Annotated in this window: 18 protein-coding genes; 1 reads left to right on the top strand and 17 read right to left on the bottom strand. The window is 34.4% G+C overall.

Annotated elements, in window-relative coordinates; genetic code table 11:
• Window positions 1-7 precede the first annotated feature (7 nt).
• Together Q5Y73_RS05375 and Q5Y73_RS05370 are read right to left on the bottom strand one after the other, a co-directional pair.
• Window positions 8-376 (bottom strand): BlaI/MecI/CopY family transcriptional regulator, encoded by a 369-nt coding sequence (locus tag Q5Y73_RS05375; protein WP_305990788.1) that lies wholly within the window; start codon window positions 374-376, stop codon window positions 8-10.
• A gap of 179 nt (window positions 377-555) precedes the next feature.
• A complete protein-coding gene (locus Q5Y73_RS05370) occupies window positions 556-1,404 on the bottom strand; it encodes a hypothetical protein (RefSeq protein WP_305990787.1) in 849 nt (282 codons plus the stop codon).
• Between the two features lie 98 nt (window positions 1,405-1,502).
• Here Q5Y73_RS05370 and Q5Y73_RS05365 point away from each other — a divergent pair, with 98 nt between their 5' ends.
• Entirely contained in the window at window positions 1,503-2,321 is an 819-nt protein-coding gene (locus Q5Y73_RS05365; protein WP_305990883.1) for a VanW family protein, read from the top strand.
• Between the two features lie 173 nt (window positions 2,322-2,494).
• On the opposite strand, the gene Q5Y73_RS05360 is transcribed toward Q5Y73_RS05365, so the two are convergent.
• The 15 genes from Q5Y73_RS05360 to Q5Y73_RS05290 all read right to left on the bottom strand — a co-directional run bounded on the left by Q5Y73_RS05360 (window position 2,495) and on the right by Q5Y73_RS05290 (window position 18,223).
• Window positions 2,495-2,947, bottom strand: coding sequence for a YlbF/YmcA family competence regulator (locus tag Q5Y73_RS05360; protein ID WP_371320147.1), 453 nt, complete (start codon window positions 2,945-2,947; stop codon window positions 2,495-2,497).
• Between the two features lie 42 nt (window positions 2,948-2,989).
• A complete protein-coding gene (miaB, locus tag Q5Y73_RS05355; RefSeq protein ID WP_305990786.1) occupies window positions 2,990-4,456 on the bottom strand; it encodes a tRNA (N6-isopentenyl adenosine(37)-C2)-methylthiotransferase MiaB in 1,467 nt (488 codons plus the stop codon).
• 188 nt (window positions 4,457-4,644) lie between these two features.
• A complete protein-coding gene (locus tag Q5Y73_RS05350) occupies window positions 4,645-5,214 on the bottom strand; it encodes a phosphate propanoyltransferase (RefSeq protein WP_305990785.1) in 570 nt (189 codons plus the stop codon).
• Between the two features lie 185 nt (window positions 5,215-5,399).
• Window positions 5,400-6,266 (bottom strand): 2-oxoacid:ferredoxin oxidoreductase subunit beta, encoded by an 867-nt coding sequence (locus Q5Y73_RS05345; RefSeq protein WP_305990784.1) that lies wholly within the window; start codon window positions 6,264-6,266, stop codon window positions 5,400-5,402.
• Window positions 6,267-8,000: a 2-oxoacid:acceptor oxidoreductase subunit alpha gene (locus Q5Y73_RS05340; RefSeq protein ID WP_305990783.1), complete on the bottom strand. Its 1,734-nt coding sequence runs from the start codon at window positions 7,998-8,000 to the stop codon at window positions 6,267-6,269.
• A 223-nt stretch (window positions 8,001-8,223) separates the two neighbouring features.
• Window positions 8,224-9,162 (bottom strand): dipeptidase, encoded by a 939-nt coding sequence (locus tag Q5Y73_RS05335; RefSeq protein WP_305990782.1) that lies wholly within the window; start codon window positions 9,160-9,162, stop codon window positions 8,224-8,226.
• Between the two features lie 119 nt (window positions 9,163-9,281).
• On the bottom strand, window positions 9,282-9,542 hold the full coding sequence (locus Q5Y73_RS05330; RefSeq protein WP_305990781.1) for a stage V sporulation protein S: 261 nt from the start codon (window positions 9,540-9,542) through the stop codon (window positions 9,282-9,284).
• Between the two features lie 115 nt (window positions 9,543-9,657).
• Window positions 9,658-10,446 (bottom strand): TIGR00282 family metallophosphoesterase, encoded by a 789-nt coding sequence (locus tag Q5Y73_RS05325; protein ID WP_305990881.1) that lies wholly within the window; start codon window positions 10,444-10,446, stop codon window positions 9,658-9,660.
• A gap of 144 nt (window positions 10,447-10,590) precedes the next feature.
• On the bottom strand, window positions 10,591-12,132 hold the full coding sequence (rny, locus tag Q5Y73_RS05320; protein ID WP_305990780.1) for a ribonuclease Y: 1,542 nt from the start codon (window positions 12,130-12,132) through the stop codon (window positions 10,591-10,593).
• Window positions 12,133-12,331: 199 nt separating this feature from the next.
• Window positions 12,332-12,988 carry a RecX family transcriptional regulator gene (locus Q5Y73_RS05315; protein ID WP_305990779.1) on the bottom strand — a complete coding sequence of 219 codons (657 nt, stop codon included), beginning with the start codon at window positions 12,986-12,988 and terminating at the stop codon, window positions 12,332-12,334.
• A gap of 84 nt (window positions 12,989-13,072) precedes the next feature.
• A complete protein-coding gene (recA, locus tag Q5Y73_RS05310; RefSeq protein WP_305990778.1) occupies window positions 13,073-14,125 on the bottom strand; it encodes a recombinase RecA in 1,053 nt (350 codons plus the stop codon).
• Between the two features lie 268 nt (window positions 14,126-14,393).
• On the bottom strand, window positions 14,394-15,644 hold the full coding sequence (locus Q5Y73_RS05305; RefSeq protein WP_305990777.1) for a competence/damage-inducible protein A: 1,251 nt from the start codon (window positions 15,642-15,644) through the stop codon (window positions 14,394-14,396).
• Between the two features lie 44 nt (window positions 15,645-15,688).
• Window positions 15,689-16,276 carry a CDP-diacylglycerol--glycerol-3-phosphate 3-phosphatidyltransferase gene (pgsA, locus tag Q5Y73_RS05300; protein WP_305990776.1) on the bottom strand — a complete coding sequence of 196 codons (588 nt, stop codon included), beginning with the start codon at window positions 16,274-16,276 and terminating at the stop codon, window positions 15,689-15,691.
• On the bottom strand, window positions 16,273-17,601 hold the full coding sequence (gene rimO / locus Q5Y73_RS05295; protein ID WP_305990775.1) for a 30S ribosomal protein S12 methylthiotransferase RimO: 1,329 nt from the start codon (window positions 17,599-17,601) through the stop codon (window positions 16,273-16,275). The genes pgsA and rimO overlap by 4 nt, the downstream gene beginning before the upstream one ends.
• 130 nt (window positions 17,602-17,731) lie before the next feature.
• The gene (locus Q5Y73_RS05290) at window positions 17,732-18,223 is read right to left on the bottom strand and encodes a YajQ family cyclic di-GMP-binding protein (protein WP_305990774.1); all 492 of its coding nucleotides are present in this window, start codon (window positions 18,221-18,223) and stop codon (window positions 17,732-17,734) included.
• Window positions 18,224-18,312: the final 89 nt, after the last annotated feature.

The following is an 18,312-nucleotide window of genomic DNA, read 5'->3' as shown; positions in this document are numbered from 1 at the left end:
AAAAGAATTAATCTCTTGCTTTTTTTTGTTCAAGTATCTCTTTTAATTCTTCAATTTCTTTCTCCGTTAACTTCTCATTTTTGATAAAATTCAATAAAAACATTTGACGAGAACCATCGTAGATCTTTTTTAGAAAAGAAGTCGTTTCTTGTCTCCGGCATTCATCTGCAGAGATTAGAGGGTGAAATTGTTTAAATCTACCTTCCTTATTCACACCCAACACCTCTTTTTTTACTAATCGATTAATTAAAGTATGAATCGTTTTAGGACTCCATTCACTTGAATCCTTAAGCCGATCGATAATTTCTGATGAAGTTAATGGAGAATTTTTCCACAATTCCTCCATAACTCTCCACTCGGCATCTGAAATCTTCATATTTATGCCTCCTTAAAATCATATAAAAATACTACAAACGTAATACATATTTATATATTACATTTGTAGTATTTAAATTGTCAATCAAAACTTATTGTTAATTTTTCTCAATCATTCATTTAATCCAATTTCAATCCTCTCATATTTAAGCGCTCAGCTTATTGACACATTTTCACTACTTAAATTGTCCAAGCTCCTTTAATCATCCCAACCAAATACCAATCCCCGTCGTATTCTTCAAAAACTAAACTTAAACTTTGCCAATCCATCCCGTTATATTGAGGGTCAAAGCCAGAAAAATAAAATTCTACGATATTTGCATTCGGATAAACGGAAACTTTATTTTGTATCATATTTCCAGCACCTAATATTTGGTTGTAACTGATTTGTTCTGGATTCGCAAAGTCTGCACTATATATAAAAGCATTATAATAATCTGATGGAGTGAGCTGAATGGGCTCACCAGAACCATCATAACTTCCCCAAGTATAAACATTGTTATCTGTCATAAAAGTTGAGATTTGATTTGCACTAAACACTAAATCAGAATTCACATTAACAAAAGGATAAGGAGAAATTCTGACTCCATTATTTGGATGCACATACGATGACAATTGTGCCATATTCTCATTCTTTAAAAGTAATATCACCTCATTTGCTTTGTTTAAAATCAAATCTTCTAAATTAACCTGTGGTGCTTCTTCCGGTATATTAACATCCTCTTCCTGACCTAATAGTTGATCTTTCAATTGTGCATTTTCAGCCTGTAATTTCTGGTTGTCACGTTGTAATGATTTAATATCTTCTTGCAACTGTACATTTTTTATATTCATTTGATCAACTTGATTTAATACACTTAAGTTTTCTTCTTTAAGCAAGTCTAGTTCTTCCATCACTATATCGACCTGATTTAATAATTCATTATTAACACTTTGAAGCTGTTCAATTTGTGAATTCAACTCACTACTACCACAGGAGGTTAACATAAACATCAATAAAAGAAACAATGATAAATTAATTATTCTCATTTTGATTTTCCTTTCTTATGTTTTCATGCAAATTGTTTTTTGATAAGATACTTATACGACTTAATAGAATATATGCTCACATATATGGAGTGATTAATATAAATACTAAACCTTTAATTCATTTAAGGCCTAAGCTTAGGTCTTCGTCTCGTATTTGGTTAGGTTCAAAATATTACACATATAAAAGATATTTAAAATGGATAAGAAATAGAAAGAAATTTGCTCAAATTTATAATAAAAGTTTGCTTCCGTATTGTGTTATTTCACATCACACCCCTACGCTTAGAAAATTAAAAGACGTAGACATGTGGATGCAGCATAATAAAGTGATGAATCTAAAAATTGCAATACAAAAATTAAACTATATAGCCATTCAACCAGGTGAAACATTTTCCTATTGGAAATTAATTGGGAAAATAACAAAGCAAAAAGGATATGTGGATGGGATGATTTTACACTATGGAAAATTTAGCTCTGGTACAGGGGGTGGTTTATGTCAGCTTTCAAATTTAATCTACTGGATAACACTACATACACCACTAGTTGTAACTGAACGTCATCGGCATAGCTATGATGTATTCCCTGATGCAAAACGCACACAACCTTTTGGTAGTGGTGCAACATGTGTATACAACTATTTAGATCTACAAATCTATAACGCTACTAGTCAAACCTATCAATTGTACCTCAATATAAAAAATGATCAATTGATTGGAGAGTGGAGAACAACTCATCCACCAATTCACAAATATAAAATTTATGAAAAAGATCATGCAATTACGCAAGAATATTGGGGAGACTACGTACGACATAATATAATTCATCGCAAAGTATTAAATTTAAATGACGAATGTATTGAAGATCAATATGTCACGGAAAACCATGCCATAATGATGTATCAACCGTTATTAAAATAACAGAATGTATTTAAAAAGTTGGAAACACAGTATAATATGTGTTTCCAGCTTTTTGCGTGACCTTTTATTGATCATTGTTCCAATATCAATTTATTGCAAAAAAAGCACTGCATTCTTTGTTCATCAACATAGAATACAATGCTTTAATTTTGTAAATCACTTTATTTTTAGATTTATTCACTGCAATTTGAAGGTGGTGGTGAAACTTCAGAATCAAGATTGATTTTTTCTGAAACCGTATCTCTAACAACAGAAACAACTAATTGAAGTAAATAGTTAATATCACTTTGTGTTTGTTGAAATTGTTGTACTATCGGTAGATTATCCAACTCATCTTGAAGCTCTGTTTGTTCAGTTTCTATTTTTCTCACCATTTCAGGGTTTTCAAATGATTCAAATGCAACCACTTCTTTTTGTTTTTTCTTAATATTACTAATCATGGTTTGAATCTTTTCACTGGTATTTATTTTTTTCTCTGCTTCTTTATACATTCTTACTTCGTCTGTTGTTGAGATTAAACTAGCTAATTCCTTCGCTTTTTTCATAATATCATCTCTTACAACTAATTCAGTAATGGTATATTCTGGCATGCCATGTTCATTCAAACGTTGTTTTGCCTCGGACAAAATAATCACGCTCCTACCATTTTATAATAAAGGTGCAACCAATTATACAACAGCTTGTTTAACAATCTCTCCACTGACAAACCAAGTGGTTGTTTTATTAATTTTAACATGCACTAATTCACCAATGAGATCTGCTGTTCCTTCAAAGTGAACTAATTTGTTAGTACGTGTTCTACCACTTAGAACCTTTGCATTATTTTTGCTTATTCCTTCTACTAACACTTCAACAATTTGTCCCTGTAACTTCGCATTTTGTTTATAACTAGACTCAGCTACCGTTTCATTCAAGCGCTGTAACCGTTGTTTCTTCACTTCTTCAGGAACATCGTCTTTCATTTTAGCAGCTGGTGTTCCCTCTCTAGCAGAATAAATATAGGTATACGCAAAATCATATTCTACTTCTTTTACTAAAGAGACTGTATCTTCAAATTGCTCTTCTGTTTCTCCGGGGAAGCCAACGATAAAGTCAGAAGTTAAAACAACATCAGGAATTGCTTTTTTAATTTTAGCAACAAGTTCTAAATACTGTTCACGGGAATACTTTCTACTCATAATTTTCAACATTTCTGTATTTCCAGATTGAACTGGTAAATGAATATGCTCTACTAAGTTTCCTTTTTTAGCTAACACTTCAATTAAATGATCATCAAAATCTCTCGGATGAGAGGTTGTAAAACGAACTCTAGGTATATCTATTTTATGAATATCATCCATTAAGTCTCCTAAACGATAATTTATATCTTCAAGGTCCTTCCCGTATGCATTCACATTTTGCCCTAACAATGTAATTTCTTTAAAACCTTGACGTGCAAGATCTCGTACTTCCGCGATTACATCCTCAGGTCTTCGACTTCTCTCTTTTCCTCTAGTATAAGGAACAATGCAATACGTACAGAACTTATCACATCCGTACATAATATTAACCCAAGCTCTCATACCTTCTCTCTTTTTTGGAAGGTTCTCAATGATATCGCCCTCTTTAGACCAAACTTCAACAACCATCTCTTTGTTAAAATAACAGTCTTTTATTAAATGTGGTAGGCGATGAATATTATGCGTTCCAAATATTAAATCTACAAAATTATGCTTCTGTAAAATACGGTTGATCACGTTTTCTTCTTGTGACATGCATCCACAGACGCCTAAAATTAGAGATGGATTCTCTTTCTTTAAATGTTTTAAGCTCCCTAACTGTCCAAACACCTTTTCCTCAGCATTTTCACGAATTGCACATGTATTCAATAAAATGATATCAGCATCTGAAGCCTCATCGGTTGATTCATACCCCATTTGCTCCAACATACCCTTCATCGTCTCTGAATCATGTTCATTCATTTGACAGCCATAAGTTCGAATCATATATTTTTTCCCTGCCCCAAAGCTTGTCATTTCTTCAGGTATAGAAAAATTATAATGCACTTTTACGTCTTCTTTCCCTCTTTTTTTTGCGTCATTTAAAGAAGGTGGATTAAAATATATAGAAAAATCCTTATCGGATTTAACAGACATGGTACAACACCCTTTCACCTAAAATAAACATTCTTCTTATTATAACACCTGGTGAAACTTTTTTAAAGATTGCAAGTTTCAAGGGCGAAGACTGAAGAGTTGTTGTCAGTATAAGATTTACTAATGCCACAGTTTTTGCTAAACGTTAGTGTTTTTCTGAGCTTAAAGGGAAAATATTGAGTAATTTGTTAATCAATAATCTCAGCCATTTCACCATTTTTCACACCTGCTGCATTAGCTTCATCCGTGTCAATATGCATATCTAAAGCAAAGTCATTCGAAATTCTAGCAACGACATCTTCAAAAATTAAAGGGCGTTCCCCATTGACCTTTACTTTTAATAGTTGTTTGTTTTGAATCCCCCATTTTTCAGCATCACTTGTATGAAAATGAATATGGCGTGCAGCTATAATAACCCCTTTTTCCATTTCTACTTCACCAGCAGGACCAACAACTTTTATGCCAGGTGAATCCTCAATATCACCAGATTCACGTACAGGTGCTTTTACACCTAAATAAAATGAATCCGTTTTGGAAATTTCGAGCTGACTGTCTCCTCTTGCTGGACCTAAAATACGAACCTTTTCAAAACAGTTTTTCGTTCCCTCCACTTTCACTGTTTCATTCGCAGCGTACTGTCCTGGCTGTGATAAGTCCTTCAATACCGTTAGTTCATAATCTTTCCCAAACAATATTTCGATATGCTCTTTAGATAAATGAATATGACGTGCAGATACTCCAACTGGAACTTGTTTCATGATGATTTCTTCCTCCCTAGTTTACGATCTTTTTATTTCTATTACTATTATGTCCAAAAATCAAGTTACTTTTCCTTTAGTACTATTCATCCCAACCCCATTTGTTTTGAAAAAATACCGTCAATTTTTAATTATACAAAAAAGCATATGGTTTTCACCATATGCTTTCATAAAAGTTCAAAAAATTATCTAAATTCAGCCACTAATTGGTCAAATTCTTCTTCAGATAAATCTAAATCTTGTTTATTTAACGCTTCTTCTTTAAAACCTGCTACATGATTTTCATAACTTGTTCTCGTTTTATCTTGATAGATTACACCTGTTAACATTCCATCGTTTTCCATCAACTTAGACATAGCCATAATTCGATCTGAAGAATCATAATTTTCAATATCTTCAACACTCACAATATTTTCTTTAAACCAATCGTACGTATTGATTTTATTGAATGTTACACAAGGACTAAATACATTGATAAAGGAAAATCCGTCATGTTTAATTCCTTCTTCAATAATATTGGTCATTTCTTTTAAATTACTTGAGAAAGATTGAGCTACAAAAGTAGCTCCAGATGATAGAGCAAGCTCTAATGGTGGTAATGCGCCTTCTTTAGATCCTTCAGGTGTACTTTTCGTTTTAAATCCAAAAGCACTACGTGGAGAAGTTTGTCCTTTGGTAAGACCATAAATTTGATTATCCATAATAATGTATGTGATGTTCATATTTCTACGAATCGCATGAACAGTATGACCAGTACCAATCGCAAGTCCATCACCATCTCCACCTGCTGCAATGACAGTAAGTTCACGATTTGCCATTTTTAAACCTTGAGCAATTGGAAGAGAACGACCATGAATTCCATGTAAACCATTTGCATTTATATACCCAGATATTCTACCTGAACATCCGATACCTGATACAACAGCTAAATCATCTGGTTCTAATCCTGTATTTGCAGCAGCTCTTTGAATCGCAGCTTGAACGGAGAAATCTCCACAGCCTGGACACCAATTAGGTTTAATTTTATTTCTAAATTCCTTAAATGTAGCCATCTATTTCAGCTCCTTACAAGTTTCATGAATATCAGAAGGTAAAAATGGATTTCCATCATACTTAAGATGATTCTCTATTTTTTCAGCGTATCCAACATTTAATTTTATTAGGGAAGCTAATTGTCCAGTCGCATTATTTTCTACTACAACAACTTTCTTCGCTTTTTCTATATAAGGTTTTAATTCATTCGTAGGGAAAGGATGCATTAAACGAACAGTAGCATGGTTAGTAGAAATTCCATCCTTCTCTAATCTAGTTCTTGCTTCATCAATAGTTCCACCTGTAGATCCCATTCCGATAATTAATAGATCAGGATTTTCATGTGGAGCATCTGCTTTAATTGGATTAGTCACTTGAATGTTTTCTAATTTTCTTAAACGTTTATCCATCATTTTTTGACGATTATCAGCTGCTTCTGAAGGACGACCTTCTTCATCATGTTCAACACCAGTCACATGATAAATTCCATTTTTAGTACCAGGAATTGCACGTGGAGAAATTCCGTCTTCAGTAATTTCAAATCGTTTAAATAATTTTCCATCTTCTCGTGGCTCGATATCACTTACAATTTTACCGCGATCAATTTCTACCTTTTCGAACTCTAAGTTCTCAGCAGTTTGTTTACCAAGGGATAATTGTAAATCTGTTACGATAATTACTGGACATTGATATATCTCAGCTAAATTAAAGGCTTCTACTGTATCGTAAAAACACTCTTCTATTGAACTCGGAGAAATAACAATCTTCGGAATTTCACCGTGTGTTCCATATATAACAGCGTTCAAATCACTTTGCTCTTGTTTTGTTGGTAATCCTGTACTTGGACCCCCGCGTTGAGTATCCACAATAACTACAGGAGTTTCTGTCATCCCAGCTAAACCGATACCTTCCATCATTAAGGAGAGTCCTGGCCCTGCAGATGCTGTTAAGGAACGTACACCACCATAGTTAGCTCCAATCGCCATTGTGATTGCAGCGATTTCATCCTCGGTTTGAATGACAGTACCATTATATTTAGGTAATCTTTTAATTAAATATTCCATAACCTCAGATGCTGGAGTAATGGGATATGCAGGCATGAATCTACATCCGGCTACTAAAGCACCCAATCCAATCGCATCATTTCCAATCATAAACAAACGTCTCTGTCCATCTGCAGGCTCGATCTGCAGTTCCGGTAGAGGTCCACCTGTTTGTTCTTGAATAAATTCGGCTCCCTTGGAAACCGCTTCAATATTTTTGTCAACAATTGTAGCACCTTTACGTCCAAACTCTTCTTTGATTACTTCTTTGATCACATCTATTGGTAAATCCAACAATGCTGCAGATGCTCCTGTTGCTACCATGTTTTTCATTAAGGATGTTCCAAGTTCTTCGGCTATCCCTGTAAATGGAACCGCAAACAATCTCGCTTTAATACCTTCAGGTACTTTTGGAGAGAATTTAGCGTCTGCTACTATAACTCCCTCGTCACATAATTCATAGGCATTTAAATCAATCGTTTCTTGATCAAATGCTACTAAAATATCTAAATCATCAGAAATAGAGCGTATAGGTTTTTTACTTATTCTTATCTTATTGTTTGTATGCCCACCTTTAATTCTAGAGGAAAAATGGCGATACCCATATAAATAATAACCAAGACGGTTTAAAGCTGTGGAAAAAATACGATCTGTACTTTCAAGACCTTCCCCTTGTTGCCCACCAATCTTCCAAGACAATTGACTAATCACTAAATGCAACTCCTTTAACGAATCATCACTATAAGATTTTATATAATTTTCAAAAAAACTTCACAAAATTTTTAAAATATGTTTCATAAATATGTTAAGATTTCAAGGTACAAAAAGCAATAGATTTTGACAAAGATTACACATAGTTATTTTAGATCATATCTATGCGAATAATAGATCAATCGATAAAAGAATCTATTTTTACTATTAATAGTCATCTAATTCAATTATTTGGTAAGTTTTCCTCAAAGAAATCAAACCAATTTTTATACATAAAACCTTCCACAATATTTTCTGGATAATACTTCAATAAAGTTTCCTTCAATGTAATATAATCTCCTGTATGCCTTAAATCATTCATACATTGATCAATACCATCAAAGTCAGAACCGAATCCTAAATGATGCTCTCCTCCTAGTTCGCATACATATTCAATATGTTTTAACAAATCACTGATGTAGGCATCCTCACTATTATTGACAAATCTCGGGTAAAAACATAACCCTATTCTACCATTTATTTTAATAATTTCTGTAATTTGATTCTTTTTTAAGTTTCGTACATGATTACATAGATCAAATACGTTTGAATGAGATGCTATAAATGGTTTGTTTGTGAAAGAAGTAAAATCCCAAAATGATTTTTCATTTAAATGTGAAACATCCAGAACAATCCCTAAATCATTACAAATTTCAACAAGTTTTTTTCCTTTTAATGAAAATGAAGATCCTCTAGGCTCTAACACCCCATCAGCAGCCCAATTTCCATAGTTCCAAGTGATTCCAATGCAGCGAACTCCTAACTCATAAAGTATTCTTAAATAAGTTAGATTCCCTCCTAGCGCGTCTACACCCTCCAAGGTCAACATAGCACCTGTTTTATTTTTTGTTAATGCATATTTTAAGTCTGATTTATTTTTTATATGAATAAAGTTGTTATGTTTTAGCACCTTATCGTGAAATATATAAACATACTGTAAAATATGATCTATGTTTGGATTGTTAATCTGTTCGGAAATATAAATTGCAAAACATTGCATTAATGTATTGCTTTTTAATAGCCTAGATTTAGTTACATCTAGAAATAGGTGATGATCAAAATGTATGTTCTCATTTTCATACATTTTCATTAACACATCACAATGAGCATCAATGATTTTCATGATACAACCTCCTAATTGATATAAAAATAGAATAAGTGCTCAAAAAGAGCAAAAAAATCGCTTCTAAAACATAAAAAAACCTGTCTACAATGTAAACAGGTGTTCAATAAGATTTAGGATTATCTAGGCTCCACAATTAATTTAATTGCTGTCCGATCTTCTCCTTCAATTATTATATCTGTAAAGGCAGGAATACAAATCAAGTCAACCCCACTCGGTGCCACAAAACCTCTTGCAATAGCTACAGCTTTTATCGCTTGATTTAGTGCGCCTGCACCAATAGCTTGAAGCTCAGCACTTCCACGCTCACGTAATACACCAGCCAGTGCGCCTGCTACGGAGTTTGGATTGGATTTAGCAGAAACTTTTAATACTTCCATGGACAGTACCTCCTTGGGAATGATTGCCTTGGCTATACTTTGCATTAGTAATAATATTCGTGAAAATTAAAAAAATTCCTTCTTTTCAAGAAAAGAGATTTATTAATCTTACATTTTATTCGAATATCACTTCATCTTCAGCAAGTCTAACGAGCTCAATTTTTTTAGCTAGACCTGTAGCATCATCAATATGTATAACCGAACCATGGAATTGCCATTTCCCTTCAGCAGGCGTAAATCGAACTGGAAGCGCAGTTTTAAACTTTCTTAATACTGCTGTTCGTTCCATACCCAAAACACCTTCCTTTGGACCAACCATTCCTATATCAGTAACATAAGCAGTTCCATTTGGCAAAATTTGATTATCATTCGTTTGAACATGTGTATGTGTGCCAAGAACAACAGATACTTTGCCGTCCAAGTGCCAACCCATTGCAATTTTTTCAGAGGTTGCTTCTGCATGAAAATCAACTAATATATTTTTATGATTTAATTGTTCAAGAATTTCATCTGCCTTCTCAAATGGGCAGTCGATTGGTGGAAGAAAAGTTCTTCCTTGTAAGTTTATGATGACTAGTTCTTTACTTCTATTTTTTATAACTGAAAAACCTCTTCCAGGTGTACCAGCAGGAAAGTTTGCTGGACGTACCAATCGTTTCTCATCATCTATAAAATCAAAAATCTCCTTATTATCCCATGTATGATTCCCCATCGTGATTCCATGCACACCTAAATCAAAAAAATGATTCGCTATTTTACGAGTAATTCCTCGACCACCTGCCGCATTTTCACCATTTGCAATAATGATGTCTGGGAAATACTTTTGCTTTAATCTAGGCAAGACTTCTTCCAATGCTTTTCTCCCAATAGAACCAACAATATCTCCAATAAATAATACTTTAATTTTGTTTTCCTCCTGTCTTAGGGCCTATATTCAATCATTAAACATATGTTATAAACAAAAATCACCATAGGGTGAGTTTTAGGTAATTTCAATTTTTTTTAGATAATATAAAAGTGGCTTATATAAGCCACTTTTAATATCATCCTATTTAGCGTATTCAACAGCTCTTGTTTCTCGAATAACGGTCACCTTAATATGACCAGGGTATTCTAATTCATCTTCAATTTGAGTCGTGATAGAGCGAGCTAGTCGATATGCTTCAACATCATCCACTTGTTCAGGATGAACCATCACTCTTATTTCTCTACCTGCCTGAATCGCATAAGACTTTTCAACTCCATCAAATGATTCAGAGATTTCTTCCAACTTCTCTAAACGTTTGATATAAGTCTCCAATGTTTCTCTTCTTGCTCCAGGTCTTGCTGCAGAAAGCGCATCTGCCGCACCAACTAACATGGAGATGACTGAAGTTGCTTCACAATCACCGTGGTGTGAAGCGATACTATTAATAACTACAGGATGTTCTTTATATTTCTTCGCTAGTTCTACACCAATTTCAACATGAGATCCTTCTACTTCATGATCTAACGCTTTTCCTATATCGTGTAAAAGTCCAGCACGTTTTGCCAAAGTAATATCTTCTCCTAGTTCGCCAGCCATTAGACCAGCTAAATAAGCTACTTCTAATGAATGTCTTAACACATTTTGACCATAACTTGATCGGAATTTTAAGCGTCCTAATATCTTTATTAAATCTGGGTGCAAACCGTGAACTCCAGCTTCAAATGTAGCTTGCTCACCGTATTCACGAATACGTTCATCCACTTCTTTTCTTGATTTTTCGACCATTTCTTCGATTCGAGCTGGATGAATTCTTCCATCAGCCACTAACTTTTCTAATGATGTTCTAGCAATTTCTCTTCTGATTGGGTCAAATCCAGACAATATAACTGCTTCAGGAGTATCATCGATAATTAAATCAATACCAGTTAATGTTTCTAAAGCTCTTATATTACGGCCTTCTCGTCCAATGATTCTACCCTTCATTTCTTCATTAGGAAGTGAGACAACGGAAACTGTAGTTTCAGCAACATGATCAGCAGCACATCTTTGGATAGCAAGGGAAATGATATCTTTCGCTTTTTTATCCGCTTCTTCTTTCGCTCTTTGTTCGATTTCTTTGACAAGCTGTGCTGTTTCATGTCGAGTTTCCTGCTCAACTCGATTTAATATAATGTCTTTGGCCTCAGTTAAGGTAAGATTTGATATCCGCTCTAATTCAGAAACTTGTTTATCATGAATTAGTTGAATTTGTGCCTGTCTTTCATCAATTTGTTTCTCCTTGTTGGCAATCTTTTCTTCCTTACGCTCAAAAGATTCTATTTTTTTATCCAGCGATTCCTCTTTTTGCAACAATCGTCTTTCTAGTCGTTGTACTTCATTTCGACGGTCACGAATGTCTTTTTCAGCTTCGATTCGGATTTTGTGTGCTTCATCTTTAGCTTCTAATATATTTTCCTTTTTAAGTGCTTCAGCATCTTTTTTCGCATTTGAAACAATTTGTTCAGCCGCATGTTCAGCACTAGTGATCTTAGCTTCCGCAAGAGATTTGCGAATAAAATAACCAATAAAGAAGCACATTAGACCAACACCAACAACGAGAACGACAGTCAAGATGGGATCCATACATTTCACCTCCTCGTTGACAAAACTCCAAGGGTTAGCCTGGGATAATATGGTTTTTTAATCCGTTTTTACTTTTTCATTTAATCATTGTTTTTCAAACTTGGCAGAATGTTGATAAAAATTGGCGAAAAAAAATAGGTGAATATACATGAATATTTTATCTTTAATAAATTAAGGTTGTCAAGTTATGAATGTAATTCTACCATTCTTGGCTTTCATCTTCTTCAATTTGCTGCAATACTTTCCGTATTAAAGAATACTCAAATCCTCTTCTCATTAGAAAGGAACTTATTTTAGATTTTTTTTGAATGGTATCCCCATCGTGCCTTTCCCACCTTTTTTGAGCTAAGTGATAAGCCGCTTTATATTCACTTTCTTTGTCAACTTCTTCAGTGACTTTTGCAATTGTCATTTTCTCGATTCCTTTTTGAGACAACTCTTGTTCAATCCACTTCAAACCTTTCCTTTGGTACTTAATGCGATAATTTGCTAAGGTAACCGCGTAGCTATAATCATCAATATATTTTTCTTTTTCTAACTGATCTAATGCGGAATGAATAAGACTTTCCTCGTAACCTTTTTCTATTAACTTTTTCTTCAATTCATATCTTGACTTGGGTTTCCTAGAAATCATTCTAATCGCATGGCGATAGGCTATTTGTGTCTCCTCGTCTTCTATGATTTTTTTCATTTTAGTTTGGTTTATCTCTTCACCTTTAAGCAAACGATGTTTTACCAGAATGTCTTCATGAACAGAAAATACATATTGGTCATTTACGTAAATATTGTATCGATTTTGATTATTCTTTTGTTTTTCAACCAAGGTAATCATATTTTCAGCAGAATCTGTAGTCATTCTATCTTCTCTCCTAATATATGAAAGTAAAGCACCTTCATGGAAGGTGCTTTACAAGTGATATTCGTTCAGGATCACAACAGATTATTCATTTGTTGCTAAAGGAGCTTCTTCCTTGTTACCTTTAACATCTTTTGCTTCCTCTTTATCCGGAAGCAAATCAGTAGCTATCCTTATTTTTGTTTCAATCTCTTCTGCAAGTTCTACACTATCTTTTAAAAATTGTTTTGCATTCTCTCTACCTTGTCCTAGTCTCTCACCTTCATAAGAATACCAAGCTCCGCTTTTATTAACGATATCCAATTCTGTACCGATGTCAACCATACTTCCCTCACGAGAAATCCCTTCGCCATACATGATATCGACCTCTGCTTGTTTAAATGGAGGGGCTACTTTGTTTTTCACTACTTTTATACGTGTTCGATTCCCTACCATATCATTACCTTGCTTAAGCGTCTCTATGCGTCTCACATCAAGTCTGACAGAAGAATAAAACTTCAGTGCTCTTCCTCCAGGTGTTGTTTCCGGATTTCCGAACATCACACCTACTTTTTCCCTCAACTGATTTATAAATATTGCAATCGTTTTTGATTTACTAATAGCTCCTGACAGTTTTCTCAAAGCCTGGGACATCAAGCGCGCTTGAAGCCCTACATGTGAATCTCCCATTTCGCCTTCTATCTCTGCTTTTGGTACTAAAGCAGCAACAGAATCGACAACAATAATATCTATGGCTCCACTTCGAACCAATGCTTCCGCAATTTCTAATGCTTGTTCACCTGTATCAGGCTGTGATAACAACATTTCATCAATATTCACACCTAATTTTTTAGCATAAACAGGGTCAAGTGCATGTTCAGCATCAATAAATGCTGCTTGTCCACCTGCTTTTTGAGCTTCAGCTATAGCATGCAGAGCTACAGTAGTTTTACCAGAAGATTCAGGTCCAAAGATTTCTATAATTCTTCCACGAGGGAAGCCACCTATTCCTAACGCTATGTCTAATGCTAACGCTCCACTTGAAACCGTTTCTACTTGAGTGCCAGTAGATTCGCCTAATTTCATAACGGAACCTTTACCGAATTGTTTTTCTATTTGACGTAATGCCATATCTAAAGCAGCGCGACGATCTGTCAAAGAACTCACTTCCTTTTTTTCATCTTTATACTCATATAATACCTTGTTTTTATGTTCTTGCCAAGCATTTTTTCGAACATATATTCGATTGAAGTTTTTTAAAAAACCGCAACAAAGAAAAATCTTCGTTACGGTGCTTCCGATATGAATATTATATCTGAAACCAAAATAAGAAACAAGAGTTTATTGTCGTTCCAACGATGTATTTTCATGTCGAAACAAAGGTTTTCGCATCATTTCATGCGCTTGCCTGGGAAATATCATTCTGTTATATTTCCCTTATTTTCTTCCATAATTGATACAACGCATATTTGGCAGATCTTAGTTGCACCATCTCACGACTACCTGGCAATTGTATTTTCTTTACTTCAGCAGGACGTCCTTTTTGCTTGATCCCTATATAGATCAGTCCCACAGGTTTACCTTCGGATATTGTAGGTCCTGCAACGCCAGTAATTGAAATAGACCAGTCTGTATCCGTGAGTTGATTTAAGTTTTCTGCTAATAATGCTGCAGATTCTGAGCTGATTGCTCCTGGAGCTCCTTCACCTTCTAAGACCTCCATAGGAACGTGTAACACTTTATTCTTTAATTGATTGCTATAGCAAATAATACCGCCTTTATAAACTAAAGAACTGCCTGGAACACTTGTTAAGAGTTCGCTAAGCTTCCCCCCAGTACAGCTCTCGGCAACAGATAAACTAAGACCCAAAGATTCCAATTTACTAATCAAAGCTTGTTCAAAGCTAATATTCTCCGATGCATAAAGATATTTCCCAACTCGATTCATAATCTCCTGCTCTACTGACTGCATTTTTTCATAGGCTTTCTGTTCAGACTCTGCTTTTGTTGTCAGTCGAATTAAAACTTCCCCTTCCTTAGCATAAGGAGCAATAGAAGGATCTTTTTGCTGTTCCATTAAATCTTTTAGTCGGTCTTCTAATATAGATTCTCCGATTCCTGCAAATTTCAAGTACTTTGAATACAATGGAAGTTTCTCACCTATGAGGGATTTCAGCCAAGGTACTGCATAACGCTCAAACATCGGCTTCAACTCCCTAGGAGGACCAGGTAATAATATGTAATGATGTTGATTATGAGTTAAAGCAAGACCCACTGCAAGCCCAGTATCATTCTTCAAAGGTTCACAATCAGGTACAATATGTGCTTGTTTAATATTATTGTCTGTCATTTCTATCCCGCGTTGTTGAAATAATTGAACCATTTTTTCCATAGAAGGCTCATGAACATACATCGGCTTTCCAACAAAGTCAGCAAAAATATCCTTTGTCAAATCGTCTTGTGTCGGTCCAAGTCCACCACAACAAATAATTAGATCTGCACGTTGATGTGCCGTTTTTAGAACATCATATATTCTTTGTTTGTTATCTCCTACTACGGTTTGAAAATACACATCAATGCCTAGTTGAGCTAGTCCTTCTGATAAATATTGCGCATTTGTATTTACGATTTGCCCTAATAAAATTTCTGTACCAACAGCAATGATTTCAGCTTTCATGCAATGCTCCTCCTAAAACAAAAACAACAGGCAGTAAAACTGGCCTATTGTTTATTTGTTGAAAAATGTAAGATAGATTTATTTTTTACGAAATAATCAATACCTGAATAAACAGTAATGATAACAGCAACCCAACTAGCAATAAGATCAAATGGAATTCCTATGAACGTAAATGGAAAGTTATTTAATAACAATGCGATAATAGCTGTAATCTGAGAAGCTGTTTTCCATTTTCCCCATTTACTTGCAGCCACAACTTTTCCATCCAATAGTGCTACTTGTCTTAATCCAGTCACTGCAAACTCACGACTAATAATGACAATAGCAATCCAAGCATCTAGTTTTTCCATATCTACTAATGAAATTAAGACAGCAGCAACTAATAGCTTATCTGCTAACGGATCCAATAACTTGCCTAAATTTGATACAATCTTCCTTTTACGTGCAATATACCCATCTAATCCATCTGTACTTGCTGCAATAATAAAAATCAATGTAGCAATGATTTGGCTGTAAGTTATTTCAAATTGTGCAAATTCTAAAGGTGGAAAATCTAAGTTAACCAATAAAAAGAACATAATGATTGGTACCAAAAAAATCCTGGCCAAAGTTATGCGATTGGCTAAGTTCATAGATTCCCCTCCCCTGTTAAGTCATATTCAATAGAGTGAGTAATACGAACTGGGTATACTGCTCCAATGTCAGCTTTTATGTTCGACACAAATACTTCTCCATCTATTTCTGGTGCATCATATTGAGAACGTCCAATATACACATCATTTCTTCCATCGTATCTTTCAATTAGAACATCTAATATTTTACCAATATGTTTATTGTTCTGTTCTTTTGAAATCTCCCTTTGTATTTCCATTAATATGTTGGATCTTCGCTCTTTGACATCTTCAGGAAGTTGATCAGGTAATCTAGAAGCAGGTGTATCCTGTTCCTGAGAATAAGTAAATACACCCAAACGATCAAATTTGATTTCCTTCACAAAATCACATAGTTTTTGAAAATCCTCTTCCGTTTCCCCAGGAAAACCAACAATCAAAGAAGTTCTCAAGGAAACTTCTGGTATTCGTTCACGAATCTTTTTAATCAGTGCCCTTGTATCCGTTTGTCTGCCTGGTCTTCTCATTCTTTTTAAAATCTGATCTTCACTGTGTTGTAAAGGCATATCAATGTATTTACATATTTTAGGATTTTTAGCGATTGTATCGATTAATTCGTCCGTAAAAAAACCAGGATAAGCATAATGCAATCGAACCCATTCGATACCTTTAACTTCACTTACCTGATTTAACAATGTCGGAAGCATAAATTGATCATAAAGATCTGTACCATAGTTGGTAGAATCCTGCGCAATTAGGCTAATTTCTTTTACACCCTGCTCAGCTAACTGTTCAACTTCTGCTAAAACAGACTCTATACTTCGGCTTCTAAATGCACCTCTCATAATAGGAATACTGCAAAAAGTACAAGCATTATCACAGCCCTCTGCGATTTTTACATAAGCTGTATATCTAGGAGTTGTTACTTTGCGTGGCAATGCTGTTTCATAATTGAAAATAGGATTGCCTACATATGCAGGTTTATTCCCTTCCAAGGCTTCGTCTATGATTTGATTAATCTTATCAAAATCACCAGTACCTACAATGCCATCAATTTCTGGCATTTCTTGCATCAATTCTTCTTTGTATCTTTGTGTTAAACAACCTGAAACAATTAAAGCTTTTAGGCTAGCCGTAGTTTTTAGATCAGAAAGATCTAAGATCGTGTTTACTGATTCTTCTTTAGCCGCATCTATAAAACCACATGTATTCACAATAATGACGGTTGCATCATTTTGATCTTCCGTAATGGAGTATCCTCGTTCGTGAATTAAACCGGACATGATTTCTGAATCCACTAAATTTTTTTCACAGCCAAGAGTCACTAGTTTGACTTTTTCACTCATTCAATAGCGCCTCCAAATATATGTGCATTTTATTCTTAACAAGTATAATACATGCATATTAGGCTGTCAAAAATAAAATAACCCTCCAGAATACAGTTTATTCCAGTTTGTAGGAGCTGTGTTTTAAATTCTATCTCATGTTTATAAATTGAAGTTCAATCGTTAATTCAGCCTCATTCAACATTTTTATGACTTTCTGCAAATCATCCTTATTCTTGCCGGTCACTCTAATTTGTTCACCTTGTACTTGTGTTTTTACTTTGAGTTTTTCATCCTGAATCATTTTTCTAATTTTTTTACTATTATCTTGATCTATTCCTTGTTTTACCTTTATGTTTTGCCTAACTGTACTTGAAGCAGCAGCTTCGACTTTACCATACTCCAAATTTTTAACGGAAACGTTTCTTTTTACCATCTTTGTTTTTAAAATATCTAAGACACTTTGTAGTTTGTAATCATCATCAGAAATGACGGTCACTTCTTCACCATTTAATGAAATCTCACTTTTACTTCCCTTAAAATCAAATCTAGTTTGAATTTCCCTCTCTGCTTGATGGATTGCATTGCTTAATTCTTGCAGATCGACCTTAGATACAATATCAAATGAATATTCTGAAGCCATAATACTTACCCCTTTCCAACAATCATCACCTATAGAAATTTTTACCTTTTTATACTACAAAAAAGGCAAACTATATGCAAGTCTGCCTT

It is taken from the genome of Chengkuizengella axinellae (assembly GCF_030730905.1).
Taxonomy (GTDB): Bacteria; Bacillota; Bacilli; order Paenibacillales; family KCTC-33759; genus Chengkuizengella; species Chengkuizengella axinellae.
This window is presented reverse-complemented; position numbering and strand designations above follow the sequence as displayed.